This is a genomic window from Affinirhizobium straminoryzae (assembly GCF_007004135.1).
GTDB classification, from domain to species: Bacteria; Pseudomonadota; Alphaproteobacteria; order Rhizobiales; family Rhizobiaceae; genus Neorhizobium; species Neorhizobium straminoryzae.
On sequence record NZ_VJMG01000010.1, the window covers coordinates 238177 to 253844 of the forward strand.

General features: G+C 58.8%; 15 protein-coding genes. 12 read left to right on the top strand and 3 right to left on the bottom strand.

The genetic code is table 11. From position 1 onward, the window contains the following. Positions 1 to 47 precede the first annotated feature (47 nt). The 3 genes from tssC to tssA all read right to left on the bottom strand — a co-directional run bounded on the left by tssC (position 48) and on the right by tssA (position 3276). The gene (gene tssC / locus FNA46_RS05165) at positions 48 to 1529 is read right to left on the bottom strand and encodes a type VI secretion system contractile sheath large subunit (protein WP_142881268.1); all 1482 of its coding nucleotides are present in this window, start codon (positions 1527 to 1529) and stop codon (positions 48 to 50) included. Between the two features lie 102 nt (positions 1530 to 1631). Further along, positions 1632 to 2138: a type VI secretion system contractile sheath small subunit gene (tssB, locus tag FNA46_RS05170; protein ID WP_142881269.1), complete on the bottom strand. Its 507-nt coding sequence runs from the start codon at positions 2136 to 2138 to the stop codon at positions 1632 to 1634. 82 nt (positions 2139 to 2220) lie between these two features. Beyond that, positions 2221 to 3276: a type VI secretion system protein TssA gene (gene tssA, locus FNA46_RS05175; protein WP_142881270.1), complete on the bottom strand. Its 1056-nt coding sequence runs from the start codon at positions 3274 to 3276 to the stop codon at positions 2221 to 2223. Between the two features lie 231 nt (positions 3277 to 3507). Between tssA and tssH the strand changes: the two genes are divergently transcribed. The 12 genes from tssH to FNA46_RS05235 all read left to right on the top strand — a co-directional run bounded on the left by tssH (position 3508) and on the right by FNA46_RS05235 (position 15407). Further along, a complete protein-coding gene (tssH, locus tag FNA46_RS05180) occupies positions 3508 to 6282 on the top strand; it encodes a type VI secretion system ATPase TssH (RefSeq protein ID WP_143124061.1) in 2775 nt (924 codons plus the stop codon). Between the two features lie 34 nt (positions 6283 to 6316). Next, complete coding sequence (locus FNA46_RS05185) at positions 6317 to 6793, top strand: Hcp family type VI secretion system effector (protein ID WP_142881271.1); 477 nt, start codon at positions 6317 to 6319, stop codon at positions 6791 to 6793. Between the two features lie 101 nt (positions 6794 to 6894). Continuing rightward, positions 6895 to 7971, top strand: coding sequence for a hypothetical protein (locus FNA46_RS05190; protein ID WP_143124032.1), 1077 nt, complete (start codon positions 6895 to 6897; stop codon positions 7969 to 7971). 14 nt (positions 7972 to 7985) lie between these two features. Beyond that, positions 7986 to 8912 (top strand): hypothetical protein, encoded by a 927-nt coding sequence (locus tag FNA46_RS05195; RefSeq protein WP_143124033.1) that lies wholly within the window; start codon positions 7986 to 7988, stop codon positions 8910 to 8912. 80 nt (positions 8913 to 8992) lie between these two features. Next, positions 8993 to 11152, top strand: a complete 2160-nt coding sequence (tssI, locus tag FNA46_RS05200) for a type VI secretion system tip protein TssI/VgrG (RefSeq protein ID WP_143124034.1) — start codon at positions 8993 to 8995, stop codon at positions 11150 to 11152. After that, positions 11152 to 11793 carry a hypothetical protein gene (locus FNA46_RS05205; RefSeq protein WP_143124035.1) on the top strand — a complete coding sequence of 214 codons (642 nt, stop codon included), beginning with the start codon at positions 11152 to 11154 and terminating at the stop codon, positions 11791 to 11793. Before tssI ends, FNA46_RS05205 begins: the two co-directional genes overlap by 1 nt. A gap of 15 nt (positions 11794 to 11808) precedes the next feature. Next, positions 11809 to 12513, top strand: coding sequence for a hypothetical protein (locus tag FNA46_RS05210; RefSeq protein WP_143124036.1), 705 nt, complete (start codon positions 11809 to 11811; stop codon positions 12511 to 12513). Positions 12514 to 12630: 117 nt separating this feature from the next. Next, positions 12631 to 12846 (top strand): hypothetical protein, encoded by a 216-nt coding sequence (locus FNA46_RS05215; RefSeq protein WP_143124037.1) that lies wholly within the window; start codon positions 12631 to 12633, stop codon positions 12844 to 12846. Between the two features lie 18 nt (positions 12847 to 12864). Beyond that, a complete protein-coding gene (locus FNA46_RS05220) occupies positions 12865 to 13263 on the top strand; it encodes a PAAR domain-containing protein (protein ID WP_143124038.1) in 399 nt (132 codons plus the stop codon). Positions 13264 to 13265: 2 nt separating this feature from the next. Then, on the top strand, positions 13266 to 14492 hold the full coding sequence (locus FNA46_RS05225; protein WP_143124039.1) for a hypothetical protein: 1227 nt from the start codon (positions 13266 to 13268) through the stop codon (positions 14490 to 14492). Beyond that, positions 14492 to 15025, top strand: a complete 534-nt coding sequence (locus FNA46_RS05230; RefSeq protein ID WP_143124040.1) for a DUF1206 domain-containing protein — start codon at positions 14492 to 14494, stop codon at positions 15023 to 15025. Before FNA46_RS05225 ends, FNA46_RS05230 begins: the two co-directional genes overlap by 1 nt. A gap of 7 nt (positions 15026 to 15032) precedes the next feature. Next, positions 15033 to 15407 carry a PLP-dependent aminotransferase family protein gene (locus tag FNA46_RS05235; RefSeq protein WP_143124041.1) on the top strand — a complete coding sequence of 125 codons (375 nt, stop codon included), beginning with the start codon at positions 15033 to 15035 and terminating at the stop codon, positions 15405 to 15407. Positions 15408 to 15668 lie beyond the last annotated feature (261 nt).

Below are 15668 nucleotides of genomic sequence, written 5' to 3' on the forward strand. Positions count from 1 at the left end.
CTCGCGAAGGGATGAGGTGGGATGCCAGGCGGCATCCGCCACCGGTCTCAATTTTTCGACGGGATACGCGCAACCATGCGAAGCGAGGTGGTCAATTCTTCCATCTGCAGCCAGGGACGCATCCAGGCGACCGCATTGTAGGAGCCGGGACGTCCGGGAATCTCCTGAACTGTCACCTTCGCATCGCGCAGCGGATACTTCGTCCGCGATTCCTCGCCCGCATCGTCATTCGCATTGACGTAGTTGGAAATCCAGCGATTGAGCCAGGCTTCGCAATCCTTGGCCTCCATGAAGGAGCCGATCTTGTCCCGGCCCATGACCTTCAGATAATGGGCAAAGCGCGAGGTCGCCATCATGTAGGGCAGCCGGGCGGACACGGCCGCATTCGCCGTCGCTTCCGGACGATCGTAAACCTTGGGTTTGTGTGCGGTCTGCGCGCCGAAGAAGACGGCGTAATCGGTATTCTTGTAGTGGCAAAGCGGAAGGAAGCCGAGCTTGCCAAGTTCTGCATCCCGGCGGTCGGTTACGCCGACTTCCGTCGGGCATTTGAGATCGAGATCGCCGTCATCGCTGGCGAAGATATGCATCGGCAGGTTCTCCACCTTGCCGCCGTTTTCCGCGCCGCGGATCGCCGTGCACCAGCCGCTTTTCGCAAAGGCATCGGTCAGGCGCGTCCCCAGCACATAGGCTGCGTTCATCCAGCAATAGGCATCATGCGGCAGTTCACAAGTGGCAGAACCACCGGTCTCGTCATAGTTGAAGGCATCGATGGGAACGGTCTTCGGGCCGTAAGGCATGCGCGACAGAACGCGCGGCATGGCAAGGGCCACAAAGCGCGAATCGTCGCTATCGCGGAAGCTCCGCCACTTCGCATATTCCACCGTATCGAAGATCTTCTCGAGATCCCGCGGCTTTGCCAGTTCGGTGAAATTCTCGAAGCCGAACATGCGCGGGCTGGCGGCGGAGATGAAGGGCGCGAAGGAGGCGGCCGCAATCATCGAGACACCCTGCAGAAGCTGCACATCCTCGAAGGAATTGTCGAACTCGAAGTCGCCGATCAGCGCACCCATCGGCTCGCCGCCGGGCGTGCCGAACTCGTCTTCATAGATGGACTTGAACAGCCGTGACTGATCAAACTCCACGGCCTTGGCAAGATCCTTGGACAGTTCCCGCTTGGATGCATTGAGAACGCGGATCTTGAGGTTGGCACTCGTTTCCGAGTTCTTGACCAGATAGCTCAGCCCACGCCAGCTGCCTTCCAGCTTGACGAAGTCCGGCGCGTGCATGATCGCAGCCAGTTGCTGCGAGATCGCCCTGTCGATCTCGGCAATCGCATTGTTGAGCGTAACGGTGAGGTTGCGATCATAGGAAACCGTGCCCTTCAGGGCCTGGTCGGTCAGCGTTCGCAGCAGGTTCTGCGCGCGATCCGGTTCCGTCTGCCGGGTGGCGGCAACCACTTTGGTCAAGAGGTCATCGTCCGGCGCAAATGTGGATGCTTCCCGTGTCTGCACCTGTGTTTCAGCACTCATCTCGTCGTCCTTCCCATGGCTGCGAGGCCTACCCCCTCGCGCTCTTGATCCTTGAAAAACGGGAGGAGAGCGGATCGCTCGCCTCGCACACGGCGTTCCGGGTCAGGTCGCGCGCGCCTTCTCGCCCAGCTGGGCAACCAGCTTCGCCAGATCACCCTTGTTCTGCAGAATGTCTTCGAGCAGCCGCTCCAGTTCTTCCGAACGGTCGGCCTTGCTCATCAGATCGCGCAGTTCGTTGCGCGCATCGAGAAGCGCCTTGAGGGCAGGCACCTGCTCGACGATCGCACCCGGCTCGAAATCCTCCATCTTTTCGAACCTCAGCGAGACCTCCATCTGGGTCCCGTCATTCTGCAGCGTGTTGTCGACGGTGAGCTGCAGACCGGGCGTCATGCGCCGCATGACGTCATCAAAATTGTCGCGGTCGATCTGGACGAACTTGCGCTCACCGAATGGCTTCAGCGGTTGGGTGGGATGACCGGAGAAGTCACCGAGAACGCCGACCACGAAGGGAAGCTCCTTGGCAACCATCGCGCCTTCCGTTTCGACCTCGTATTTGATGTGGACGCGGGGCTTGCGAACCCTCTCCAGTTTCTCGTGCACACTTGCCATCTGAACGTCTCCTTCCTGCGCTCGGGCAGATTGCTCCATTGTGACCCATGCGCTCAGCCGCACGGTCTCTTCTCACGCCATGTCAGCTGGAATCCGCCGCGTTGATCCCGGCTGCCGTCAGTACGGCCTGACGCTGATGCGCATCCGGCATCAGCTCGGCCAGCAATTCGGAAAAGCCCATCCGGCCGCGTCGGACCAGAGTTTCAATAGAAAGCGAAGTGGGCGAATGAGGTTCCGCCTTCTTGAAATAACGGGCAACCGCGAGGAGGATTTCAAAGGCCTCCTCACGAGAGGAAATACTGTCTGCCGTCGGCTTGAGCGCCGCCACACGTGCACCGGCAGACACGTCTTCCACATGTTCGGGCGACGCGGCCATGGCGTCCGGCGCATCCGACAGTTCCGCGTCAGGCAGATGCGCCAGCACGCGAAGCGCCGCAGCGGCCTCATGTAAGACATTGCGTGTATTAGAACTTGCTGGAGCAAGGGCGCCACATCGCGCTTCAAGTATTTCCGTCATGCGCTCGAACAGCGTGATGCAGGCGTTCACCGTCGCGAGCTGCTCGGAAACATGAGCGACATTCATGTTCGAGACGGCGTTCTCCAGATCCTCGCGAATGCGATCTTCACCCGGGCGTTGGGAGAGTTGGTAATCCCAGAGTGTCACTTGCCCGAATTTCCAGCCGGGAAGCAGCGGAGTCAAACGGATAGCCTGGATCAGCGTGCCTTCGCCGCCAACACCATTGAGCCCGGCAAAGGGCGCAAACCGCTCTTCGTCATCATCGTTGCCGATGGAATGAAGCTCATCGAAGTTATGTTCTAAAAGCGACACCGAAAGATCATAGATATCGCGGAGTCCGGCATAACCGCGAAGGCGGATTTCTGCCTCGGTAAGCCAGGCAAGCACCTCGATATCCTTGCTCATGGAAGCTAATATTTGCAATGCAAGGTTGCTAACCTCCTTCCAAAGCGGAGAAAGACTTATATTTTCGCCCGGCGTAACCATGCGCTCGGCAGCTCTTGCGAGACCGCGGGCGTCCTTAATTTTAAAGTATATTTCACGGTATAAAGTATTCTCACGGATATTTTCTCCGCAAGGTCGATCTAAACTGATTGGCAACTTCAAATCTGCGAAATTCATCACACAAAAACCCTGAATCGAGAGAGTTTGATGCCTTTCGGACATCATATTGGTCGATGATTGCTGGCAATCAAGCCCCAAAACAAGATGTCAGAATCATGACGCGGCGCTGCGATGCTATAAAAGTTAGCATTCGTCACTTTTCCCTCTGGACATGCGGAAGTGACCGCCCTAGCTCTTGCGACACAACCAGTGCGTGGGCCCAACTTCGGAGTGAGCGGAGTTTTGTGTATGCCATACATTGACCTGGAACGTCTTGTGGGGAGGCTGGACGGACCGGCGCGTGTCGGTCTTGAGACAGGCGCATCCATCGCTGCACGCCTGCGTCATTCGAGCGTGGAGGTAATCCATTGGGTGCGCGGTCTGCTCGACCTGCCGGATCTCGGGAGCGTGTTCGCGGAACTCGGCCTGGATATAGAAACCCTTCGCGGGCAGTCGGATGCCTCGATTGCGGACCTCGGGGGCGGGGATGGCACATCTCTGGTTCTGTCGCAGAACATCCTGACCGTCTGCCGCGAAGCGTGGCTGCTTGCCTCTCTCGAAGGGGGGCGTGAGGTCGTCACCCTGCCCGATGTGATCACAGCCCTCATCGACGAAGCATCGCTTCGGGCCTATGTGCGCGGTGCAGCGCCAGCCCTGCTGCGTGTTGACCGAGACCGTCTCGATGCCTTGAGGATGGCGGCGCAGTCTCGGCCGTCCGTCAGTCACGACGGACCAGGCGCGGCGACTGCGACGACAGGTTTCAACGAATTCCTGAGGCTCTACACGCGCGACATGACTGCCGACGCACGTTCGGGGAAGCTGGACGCCGTGATCGGCCGTCAGCAGGAACTGCGCCAGGTCATCGATATCCTCATGAGGCGACGCCAGAACAACCCCATTCTGGTCGGAGAGCCCGGGGTGGGCAAGACCGCGATCGTGGAAGCGCTTGCCCTGGGGATTGCCGGTGGCGATGTGCCTGAGCGGCTGCGGAATGTGCGGCTCCTGCTGCTTGACCTGACCCTCCTCCAGGCCGGCGCCGGCGTGAAGGGCGAGTTTGAACGCAGACTGCACGGCGTTGTCGATGCGGTTCGAAGCTCACCGGAGCCGATCATCCTTTTCATCGATGAAGCGCATGGCCTGATCGGAGCTGGTGGACAGCCCGGTCAGGGCGACGCTGCCAATATTCTGAAACCCGCTCTGGCCCGCGGCGAGTTGAGAACCATCGCAGCCACGACCTGGAGCGAATACAAAAGGCACATCGAAAAGGATGCTGCCCTCACCCGTCGTTTTCAGCTTGTCCAGGTGCTCGAGCCGAACGAGGCAACCGCCATCCAGATGGTGCGGGGCATCGCTCCGGGGCTCAAGAAGCATCATGGCGTGCGTATTCGTGACGAAGCCATTCGTGCGGCGGTTCAGCTGACCGCCCGTTATCTTCCCGCGCGGCAATTGCCGGACAAGGCCATCAGCGTTCTCGATACGGCGGCCGCGGCAGTTGCGATGGCAAGACAAACAACGCCCGGCGCACTGGCGGACCTGCGCAACGAACTCGATCTGCTTGGACAGGAGCGGGACTGGCTTAGCCGTGAACCCGCAACAGCGGCAAACATGGCAAGACTTTCCGACATCGACACGGAAACCGCCTCGATCATGTCCAAAATCGCCTCGCTCGAGACAAGACTTGAGGCGGAAGGGCAGCTTTGCACCGAAGCGGATCGGGTTGAACAGACGATGGACGGCGATCCCGACATCCGGAACCTGCCTGTCGCCGGTCGGGGCGTTGATACAACGAATGTGACGCCCCTTTCACCGGTTACGCGCGCCGGAGAGTCTCCGCTTGCCACGCTCAAGCAGCTTGAACGGGCCATCGCCGACATCGCCGGCGAGGAACGGCTGGTGCCGCGGGTGGTCGACCGTGATGTTGTGGCGGCTATCGTTTCGCGATGGACCGGCATTCCGGTCGGAAAGCTCCTTTCCGACCAGATCGCGGCGGTCCGGACACTCGATGAGCAGCTGAAGCAGCGTGTGCTGGGGCAGGATCACGTCATGGGTCGCATTGCCCAATCCATGCGGGCCGCAAAGGCCGGTCTTTCGGACCCGACCCGTCCGCCGGGCGTCTTCCTGCTGGTTGGAATGTCCGGCACGGGCAAAACCGAAACGGCACTGTCGGTTGCCGATATGCTGTATGGCGGAAGCCAGCACCTGACCGTCATCAACATGTCGGAGTTCAAGGAAGAGCACAAGATTTCTATGTTGCTCGGCTCTCCGCCCGGCTATGTCGGTTACGGTGAAGGTGGCGTGCTGACGGAAGCGGTCCGTCGTCGGCCCTATGGCGTGCTGCTGCTGGATGAGATCGACAAAGCCCATCCCGGGGTTCACGACATCTTCTATCAGGTCTTCGACAAGGGAAGCCTGCGTGACGGCGAAGGCCGCGACATCGATTTTCGCAACACGACGATCTTCATGACAGCCAATACAGGGTCGGAGTTGCTGGCAACCCTCGCGGCGGATCCCGATACGATGCCCCAGGATGACGCTCTGGAAGCATTGCTCCTGCCGGAACTGCAAAGACAGTTCAAAACCGCCTTTCTCGGCAGAACGACAATTCTTCCGTTCATGCCCCTAAGCCCCGAAGCCCTGCTTGGCATCATCGATATTCATCTCATGCGGATCGCCACACGCGTGAAGGCTGCCTACGGCGCAACGCTGACCGTCCACGACAATGCGCGCAGCGTTCTCTGCTCCCGAGCCCGGCACAGCGAAATGGGTGCCAGAGCGATCGAGGTAATGATCATGCGGGACCTGATGCCTGCCTTGTCTTCCGCACTTCTCGACGGCCTGACGAACAATGCGCAGGTCCAGAACATCGATATCCGGCACGACGGCGAGGACTTCCAGGTGGATGTCCTCGGTCAGGATGCCGCCATCGAATCCGTCGACGTCGCCTCGGGCGGTGTGCCGGATGAAGTAGCCCCGGCGCGCAAAGGCGCAAGGGGAGGAGAACGGCGCCGCGCTGACGCGCCGTAAACTGCAAACCATTCTCGAACAGGAGATTCGACGCATGCCGATTTATCTGCAGATCGATGGTATTCAGGGTGATGCAACGCATGAGCAGCATCGCAAGTGGATGGATATCGAAGCCATTCACTGGAACGTGTCACGCAACATGAACACGGCAGCCGGCTCTGCTGCCAATCGCGAAGCTTCGGAACCCACGGTTTCGGAAGTGATCCTGACCAAGGTCAGCGATTCCTCATCCACGAAGCTGTTCCAGGAAGCCTGCTCCGGTCGCACCGGCAAGCGTGCAACGATCCATCTCGTCACCACCGGCAACCCGGGCGAAACCTATATCGAATACACGCTGACGAACACGCTTCTGGCCAGCTACTCGATCGACTCGAACGGCGATCGCCCGATCGAAACGATCAAGCTCAACTTCACGAAGATGGAAGTGAAGTACACGCCCTTCGACGAGAACCAGTCGCCTCAGTCGCCGATGATCGCGTCCTACGATCTGGCAACCACCAAGGCTGCCTAAGGCAGCCTCGACAGACGGTGCCGGCAAAGCCGGCACCCCCATTCCATGCCTGCCCGGCCGCAGGCCAAGGTTCCATTCGCCTGGATAGATGGAGAGGACACATGTCTTCAGCCGCCGATCGCCTGAATGCCATTCTGCTCGAACTGCCCAAGTACAAATCGCAGTGGGAAAGCTATGTCGCCAATCCCTATGTCCGGGCCTACGATCTTGCCGTGGAAAATTTCACGCGCGAAACGAAGGCGCAGGCGGAGCGAGATCGCGCCCAGGCGGAACTTTTCGTGTTCGGCGCGTCGATCCTCACCGGCAGCGTCATGATGGCGGCCTTCGCGGCAACCTCGGTCCGCGTCCTTGCGGGACGTGCCATGCTGAACGTCATCTGCAACAACAATCTCAATCGCACCTTCGACATGCTGCACGCCGCCTCGTCCAGCAAGACGCTGATGTTCGCGCTGGGAAGCGTGCTGGATGAAGCGAAGAAGGTGGCCGGCAACCAGGTCAAGAAGGCCGCCGAAACCTATGCCAGCAGTGCGCCGATCGCATCAGCTCCGACCGCGATCAATTACAAGACGCGCGTCGAAGACTTCATCAACGTCAATCACATCTGCGTCCACGATCTTGTCCAGGGTGTTCGCGATGACAAGCAGATTGGCGAGGCCGGCAAGAACAGCATTGCCGACCTGACCCGACAGATCCCCTTCTGCAATCCACCGTCCGCACGCAAGGTCGATGAGCAGCGTCTGTCGCAGAAGATGGAACTCCTCTTCTACATGGCCGCCGTCCTCGATTCCGATGAACTGGTCCGCTATGCGCCCGCCATAGGCGGGAGCGACCAGACGATCGGACGTGATATCGAATATGGCTCCACGTCGATCAGCCAGATGCCTTCGGCACGCGATTATCCGAGGGAAACGCTGCCGCGGATGATCGGCAGGCCTTATCCGCATTATCAGCCGGGACAGCGGATTCGCTACAAGAACATCGGTGGCGGCATTCGTGACCGGATCGATCTTCTGAGCATGCAGACCGGAAACGGGAAATTCTATCCCGACCAGAACGTGCTGGAAAAGCTCATCATAGACCCGACGCAACATGCGCAGATCATGAAGGCCGAGCAGATCATCAACCGCATGTCTGCCGATGCGCGCCCGCGTCAGTTGACCGATGTCCGCATGATCTGACCGGGATGCAGGACATGGTCGCCCTCTCTCGAAAGTCGCTTGCACGCATGCTGCATCTCCGGTTCCTCGCGCCGACTGTGGCCGTGGCGCTCGGTACGTTTCTGTTTTCATCCGGACTTGCTGAGACAAAGGCCTCGGCTGATCAATCGCTTCTGCAAATCGAAGCGGTCGGGCCGCGCCTTGCCTCCATGCCTTCGCTGGTCGCAAGCGTTGCCCGTGCCGCGGCAAAGGACGGTGTTCCGCATATCCCGGACGTGCAGCCCGCGCTGCAGGCCGCCGCGGCATCTGCTTTCAACCCGGAGGCCATGAACCATGACATCTCCGCTGCCCTTGCAAAAACCGCCGGCACAGATGTCGAGACGAGCGCTCTCGCCAAAGCAGCCCAGGCGCTGATCAAAGCGCGCACATCAACGGTGGCGCAGACCGATGAAGCAAGCGGAATACCATCCACCCCTCGGCAAACCGAGGGGCATGACCCGCAGGGTGGAGAGCGTGTCGGACAGCTTGTCGAGGCCATGGCATCGCCGGAGCTTGCCGCCGAAACGGCCTTTACGGAACAGGTCATGTACGCCGCTCTGGAAATTCTGACCAATTCTACGACACAGCAGCTTGCCGCCCTTCCCCTCTCAGACTTGCAGGCACAGACCAGAACGACGCTTGAAACATTGCGGGCGCGCAACACGAATGAAAAGCCGGTTGCAAAGGACGTGGCTCAGGCACAGGAAAAAAACCGGTTGGCTGCAGCGCTTGCGACACTGGCGCCGGAGGATCTCGGCACGCTGTCAACCTTCTACGCCAGCGAGGACGGCAAGGCGAAGCGGGATGCCCTGGTCGCGGCCTATCGAAAGGCGGCGGATAAGGCGAACATCAAACTGCTGAATGCCTATCTGCAGCAGCTTGTAACGCAATCAAAAGCCAAAGCGGAGCCGCAGCGGAACTGACACGACGCTACCCTTCAGCCTTGAAACACGAAGACGGTGCCATGCAGGCCAGGGAACGCTTGAGGACGGGATCAGACCTTATGAACGATCAGCCATCATCCGCCGATTTCATACAGGCCAGCCGTGTGCTGAAAATCCTCTCACCACTGGGGGAGGATCAGCTACTGCCGGAAAAGGTGTCGATCGAAGAAGGCGTCAACCGCCTGTTCGAAATCCAGCTTTCTGCCCGCTCGAAAAAGCCGCAGGTGAAACCCGAGGAATTGATCGGCAAGCTGGTCGATGTATCGCTGGAGATCTCGCAGGGTGATGGTGAAGAAGGCTCTGCCGTCCGCCGTCCCTTCAATGGTCTGGTGACTTCGCTCAACGAAGGCCCCCCGATCACACGCGGGCTTCGAGCCTATTCCATGGTGCTGCGCCCGCAGATGTGGTTGCTGTCGCGCCGCTCCGACTGTCGCATCTGGATGGACAAGACCGCGCTGGACGTCCTCGAAACGCTGTTTTCCGAGCACGGAATTCCGGCTCCCGACACCTCTGGCGTCATCTCGTCGCCGCCTGCGCAGCACTACAGCGTGCAGTTCAACGAGACGGATCTGGACTATCTCACCCGGCGTCTCGAGGAAGACGGACTGTTCTACTGGTTTTCGCATGAAGACGGCCGCCACAGACTGCATGTGGCCGATAGTGCCGCCGGCTGGCTCGGCCCCTCGCCCTCGGCTGATGGCGAAGGAAAGGTGCGGCTTGCGCAAGGTTCGTCGGATCGCAATCACATCAGCGAATGGCAACGCCATTTCTCCTACGTTCCCGGCAAGCGCGCGGGAAGTGACTGGAATTTCGAAACGCCATCGATGGTTCCGCTGGCCGAAACGCCTTCACTCGTCCAGATGCCGGACGCCATCAAACGCGAACTCTACGAATACCCTGCCCGCATCTCGTCCGTCGCCGAAGCGGAACGGGCCGAGAAGCTCAGGGTTCAGGCCACGGAGGCCGATCACGAGCGGGTGCATGGCGCTTCCACCTCCCGGCTTCTGGAGCCCGGCCGCAGGTTCACCCCTTACGAAGTCGCCCATCCAGATCATCATTATGAGGAGTATGTGGTGGTTGCGATCCGTCATGAGGTGGTGGATCGCTCCTATGAAACCTCTACGGACACACCGGAATACCGGAACACCTTCGAGGCCCTGCCTTCGCGCATTCCGCTCACCCCGCACCGCGAGACGAAGCGCCCGCGCATCGAGGGGACGCAGGTGGCAATCGTCGCAGGCCCGCCAGGCGAAGAGATTCATCCCGACCAATATGGCCGCATCAAGCTGTGGTTCCCGTGGGACCGAAAGGCGAAGAAGGACGGTTCCGACACCTGCTGGGTGCGCGTGGCGCAAAGCTGGGGTGGCGGCACCTGGGGAAGCCAGATCATTCCGCGCATCGGCATGGAGGTCATGGTTGCCTTCGTTGATGGAGATCCGGACAGGCCCCTCGTCATCGGCGTCGTACCGAATCCGGCCAATGCCGTGCCCTACGATCTGCCGGCCCACAAGACGCGCAGCGTCTTCAAGACGAACACCCATAAAGGAATGGGTTCGAATGAGCTGAGATTTGAGGATGAAAAGGGACGCGAGGAGATATTTCTTCGCGCCCAGAAAGACATGTACACGGCCGTTGAAGACAGCAATGTTCGCATCGTCGGAACGAACGATCATACCATCGTTGAAAACAATCAGTACGAAAGCGTTACAAAAAACAAGGAAACACAGGTCGGAGCGTTCAATATAGAGCAGATCGGATTCATGGATATCAGGACGGTTGCTGCAACAGCGGCCGGATTGAACCTGATATCGAAAACCATGAAGACAGATTCTTCGTGGGGAGAATTCGATCTTGTCAGCCTCCTCAACACGACAAAAGTCGCCGGAATGGCAATTGCGGGGGGTATCGAACCGTTCTCGTCCGTCAGCTATGTGCAGGGAAGCGCAATCCTCAATACCGGCAATGACTGGCGGGTAACCGTGGGGCGCAATGCTCATATCGATATTGAGGGCGATTACTCCATTTCAGTCGACGGCACCACGCATGAAGAGGCGGACGGGAGCAAAATCTTCGCAGGTGGCGAGAACGTGGAGGTTTATGCCGGCAAGACACTTATCCTTGCTTGTGGAGAGTCGCACATCGAGCTTTCGGAAGACGGCGCCGTTCGAATTGTGGGCAAAACCATAGAGATCAAAGGCGGTAGAGTGGATATAAACTGATGCTGACCAAGATGACACGGACGCTCGCTGCTTTGTGGACGATTTTTGTTGCAGCCACTTTATGGCCGGCGTCAGGCCATTCTACCGCCAACGAATGCACCCGTCTCATCGGAAATCCGCCCCAGCCACTGTTCGAGACGGGCGCTCTATACCGCTATCTGAAAGATCTCGATAATGCCCAATGCCCGAAACTCGGGCAGGTGGAATTCGAAAAGTTCATCGATCCACTGGAGGTTAATCTCGTGTCCTACGTACTTCTGGAAAGCAGGCTGGCCGAAGGCGGAGCCAATACGGGACAAGAGGCAATAGCTGCCTATTTGAAGCAGTACAAAGATGCCAATATCAAACTGGATGATAATGCCCTCCTACCACTCATAGATATTGCCTTTTATACGTGCAAAGGCGCGGCAGATTGCATCGGTGCGAAGGTGACGTCTCAGATCGATGTCGGCTCCATGCAAGACAATGCAGCATGCCTGTTCGGGCTACCGTCATCCTGCGCACCGACACAGGTCCGCAAGCACTTCTATTTTCTGAACGATGCGACCCTGAAGAATTTTCCGTCTGCAGAAAATGCCTATCGCGAGCGCTCCCGCTTTATCTGTGAGCGGTATCGCGCCTGCGCCCATTCCTCGCAATAGCAGGGAGCCAGCACCATGAATGACACTGCTTCAAGCCAGGCGCAAAAGCCTGCAAACACAGGCCAGGTTCTGACTGCAGGACCCAGCCCGGCAGAGGAATTCCTTGCCAACCAGCGGCGCACCCAGCCTGTGCTGGACACGAAGAGACAGGGATTTTCGCAGCGTTTTCGAGGCATCGTGGCGCAAAATTCGGAGGTGGTGCTTCAGACAAACGGTGTTGTCCTGAACACGGTTAACTTCGAACTGCTGAAGACGGGGTATTCGGAGCTGACGATATTTCCCTCAAGCAGCCGCGACGGAGTTCCAGGCGCAATGACGGCTTATGCGCCGGACAAGCCGCCGAAGCCAAATCAAGGCGCGGCCATGCGCGCGGTCAATGCAGCCAAAAAGGCCGGCAAAATCCTGTCCATCATTCGCGGCCCTCTCGACCAAATCATGGACATGCAGGTCTACTTTGGTGACGATCACTGGAGCGACACCTACAACAGTGGAAGAACCTATCACTTTCGCACCAAAGGTGCCGCGGAAACCGCGATGATCAAGCTAAAATTGAATAATCCGATGAATTCCGCGTACTTCAACATGTTCGTGACGATCAGGATGGTGCCGCCAGAGCCTCAGCAATCCGCAAACAATGCAAACCAGACCGGCGTACTCGATACAATCGGTGACTATGTGAACGCCGTGCGAAACTTTGCCAGGAATCACAATCCCTTCTGAGGCAAAGACCGGCCGCCGCTCCGCCGCGTCACCAGAACGACACACAGGCGGTTCGGGCATCTCTTTGGAAACCCGGGCGATCGGGCCCTCGTCAGACCATACCAGGAGACGAAACAGATGAAGCGCGTGACGACACAGCGAAACCACGCCTGTTTTCTGTTCATGACGCTGCATATTGCAGTCTTTTCAGCATGTTGGCTTTGCTTCGGAGCCTTTGGTCCGGAAGCTTTGCTAACCCTGTTCCTCCTGATTGCCTGGTCCAGGCCCGGCTTGAGAAAGCTTTTCGAATTTCATGACGATCCGTCGATACGGGTGAGAGCCACTGCAGCCTGACAAACACTGAGGTTTTCCATGCCTGAAGCACATCGAAAAGGTGATATCGGTTCCGGTCATAGCTGCCATTTCCCGCCCAGTCCCGCGACCGGGGGAAGCCCGAACGTGTTCGTCAACAACCGGCCTCTGATGCGCGTCGGCGATGCCTATGTGCCGCATGGCTGTCCGACCTGTCCGAAGCCCGAGCATCCGCGTCACCTGGCCATCGGTTCGTCATCCGTCTTCATCAACGGCAGACCGGCAGGGCGCATCGGGGACGCAATCGATTGCGGCGGCCAGGCGCAGACGGGTTCTTCCAATGTTTTCATTGGCGACAAACAGGCCGAGGCGACGGCAGGGGCAACGAGATCTGAAACGTCCGGCACATCATGCCAGCAAAGAATGGCATCCGATTCAACACCGATGGTGAGGGGCTAGAGATGTCGCGGGACGGTCAGCGGCAGGAGGAGCGATCATTGCAGGCCCGGGCCTTGGCATCGGAGCTCAATTCTCAACTGCTCAACGGGGAGACACGTATTTTTGCGGTGCTGGATGCAGCACGTTTCACAGGTCTGCCAGCCCTGCTGAATGAGGTCGACGTCGCCCATCGCCCGCTTTACCGTTACTCGAATGGCAATCATGCGACCGTTCTGGGCGGACCTTGGCTGGTGGATTTCAGCCAGCCGGCAAGACCTCGACACGCCCCCGGCGATGCGGCGGACGATATCTCCGATGAAGCCTTGGCAGCCCGGGCCCGGAAACTCTCCGAGGATATGGTCACAGCTCTTCAGGCAGGAGATCCGTCAGGCGGCGGAGTACTTCCGCATTCCAGCCTATCCGATCTCCCTGTCATCAGGAGCCGTCTGGATGGCGTTTTGCAGCTGATGGGGGACACGCCGGCGGCGGTATTCTGGATCACGGACGCCAGTATCGTGCAGGAAGCAATCTATCGGCACCTGAGAGGCCTGAACCAGGCCCTGATCCCACGTGAGGGAAGACCCGCGAGCCTATCGCCATCAGACTATTCCGAGCTTCGGGCAGCAAGTGTCGACGCGCATGCGGCACATGATGCACCCGAATTGCACGCAGAGACAGCATCGACGCAGAGTCCGCTTCTCTACGAACGCGTTGTTCTTCGCCACGCCGATCCCAACGTTCTGGTCCAGTTGTTTCAGGTGTTTTCACCGGATCAGTTGACCCGGCTGATGGGGCCGGCACGACAGCTCCTGTTCGCTCCCTCGCAAGAGTGGGGCGGGGGCATCAAGCGGGCACGCCGTCCGGACGGTGACATTCTTCCACCATCAGGCCCGCTGAGGCTTGAGGCCTGGCAGGTTTCCGAAATGAGCGATTTCCGTCGGGAGCATTTACGCAGAAGGATCATGCATTATCTCCGCGCTGTCGCCCAAGACTGCACGCAGGCATGCTCGGATGAAGAGCTCGCCCAACAGGTTCGCTACAGCGAAGACGTCGGCAGGGCCTTCGGAATTCGCACGGAACGGGGGCATGCACAATGGGCCTTTCTGATGGTGATATCGAAGGGGCATGTGGCCAACGATCCGGCGGTGCGCGCCTTCCTGACTAAACCCAGGACGGACGCCGACACACAGGTGAGCGAAGCCATGAAGCAGCTCGTGGGTGCTGCGGCCCAGCAGGCGGGAGCAAGCTGATGGTCGCACCGGCAGCATTGGCAGCGACACCACCCGGATGGGCGGTCCTTGCCGCGGCCCCGGAAGCCGCCGCCGCTGCGGGAACATTCCTGGTTTCCAATCCGATTGGTTGGGCCATCCTTGGAACTGTAGCCGTCGGCACACTCGCCTATGGCGGATACAGGCTTTACCAAAATGCACATTCCGAATCTGAGGCACGTTTCAAGACAAAGACGATTTCGGATGCCTGTTCAACATGCCATGATTGCGAGAGTCTGCAGCGCGAAATCCAGAATGTCCGCAATGAAGTCGCGCAACGCCATACGGAAATGCGGGAGGATGTGAATGGTCTTTTCGCGGTGAGGCCCGGTCCCATTCCCGGCCGGGAATATCTCGGTACCTGGCCCGGGCATCAGATGCAATACGAAGGCAAGCAGCGACGGCTGCGGCGGTTGCTGAACGCATCCGCGACAGCAGGTTGCCCACCGATGGCAGGCGATTACTGGAAATGGGCCGAAGAACCCACTCCCGCCATGCCTGCCCCCAGAATATGAGGTTACGATGACGCCTAGCGAGCTGGACGAGATCCGAAAAGAGGCACATGAGCAACTGGAAAAGCTTCGGCATGCACCCTGGCTCGCCGTTGCCTCCGAATGCGATACGGCAAGGAAACAGTTTTACTTCTGGTTTCGTGTGAGCGGAAGCGAAGGTGTGAAGGACGTCGCAGAGCAGGCGCGCTCTGTGCTTTCGGATATCGCCGTTTCGGTACCGGCGTGTGAATTCAATGTGGCGATTGTCGAACTTTCCGAGACGGAGGAAATCATCTGGGATGATCTTGAGGATGCGGAAATCCGGTATGGCATCCATCGCGTGCTGGGACAGGACCCGGAGCATAAGCGCAGAAAGGAATTTTCTGTCTTTGATCGAAGGATCTGACCTGCACCAGTGACCCGGTGTTGGCTACCGGATGGTTTTGGATCGTTGATTTCCGCCGCGGGATTGCGGTTGTTTTTGTGTTTTATGTTGTGATTGTTTTGAATTGGTTGCGGGGCCTGATGGCACGGAGAGTTGCAAAACATGCCACATCATTCTCAAAATCAAACTGTTCGTTCGGCACAGTGAACGTCGGTTCTGTCCCGGCGGGCTTTACCCTGTGAACTCCATGCGTTTCCGCCCGATGACCTGCTCCCCTGATTG

What these genes read in the sequence shown, in the direction of transcription:
- FNA46_RS05225 (WP_143124039.1), top strand. Translation starts at nt 13,266, where the DNA reads ATGTCGCGGGACGGTCAGCGGCAGGAGGAGCGATCATTGCAGGCCCGG.
- FNA46_RS05230 (WP_143124040.1), top strand. Translation starts at nt 14,492, where the DNA reads ATGGTCGCACCGGCAGCATTGGCAGCGACACCACCCGGATGGGCGGTC.
- tssI (WP_143124034.1), top strand. Translation starts at nt 8,993, where the DNA reads ATGAACGATCAGCCATCATCCGCCGATTTCATACAGGCCAGCCGTGTG.
- FNA46_RS05210 (WP_143124036.1), top strand. Translation starts at nt 11,809, where the DNA reads ATGAATGACACTGCTTCAAGCCAGGCGCAAAAGCCTGCAAACACAGGC.
- FNA46_RS05190 (WP_143124032.1), top strand. Translation starts at nt 6,895, where the DNA reads ATGTCTTCAGCCGCCGATCGCCTGAATGCCATTCTGCTCGAACTGCCC.
- FNA46_RS05195 (WP_143124033.1), top strand. Translation starts at nt 7,986, where the DNA reads ATGGTCGCCCTCTCTCGAAAGTCGCTTGCACGCATGCTGCATCTCCGG.
- tssA (WP_142881270.1), bottom strand. Translation starts at nt 3,276, where the DNA reads ATGAATTTCGCAGATTTGAAGTTGCCAATCAGTTTAGATCGACCTTGC.
- FNA46_RS05185 (WP_142881271.1), top strand. Translation starts at nt 6,317, where the DNA reads ATGCCGATTTATCTGCAGATCGATGGTATTCAGGGTGATGCAACGCAT.
- tssH (WP_143124061.1), top strand. Translation starts at nt 3,508, where the DNA reads ATGCCATACATTGACCTGGAACGTCTTGTGGGGAGGCTGGACGGACCG.
- tssC (WP_142881268.1), bottom strand. Translation starts at nt 1,529, where the DNA reads ATGAGTGCTGAAACACAGGTGCAGACACGGGAAGCATCCACATTTGCG.
- FNA46_RS05205 (WP_143124035.1), top strand. Translation starts at nt 11,152, where the DNA reads ATGCTGACCAAGATGACACGGACGCTCGCTGCTTTGTGGACGATTTTT.
- FNA46_RS05235 (WP_143124041.1), top strand. Translation starts at nt 15,033, where the DNA reads ATGACGCCTAGCGAGCTGGACGAGATCCGAAAAGAGGCACATGAGCAA.
- FNA46_RS05220 (WP_143124038.1), top strand. Translation starts at nt 12,865, where the DNA reads ATGCCTGAAGCACATCGAAAAGGTGATATCGGTTCCGGTCATAGCTGC.
- tssB (WP_142881269.1), bottom strand. Translation starts at nt 2,138, where the DNA reads ATGGCAAGTGTGCACGAGAAACTGGAGAGGGTTCGCAAGCCCCGCGTC.
- FNA46_RS05215 (WP_143124037.1), top strand. Translation starts at nt 12,631, where the DNA reads ATGAAGCGCGTGACGACACAGCGAAACCACGCCTGTTTTCTGTTCATG.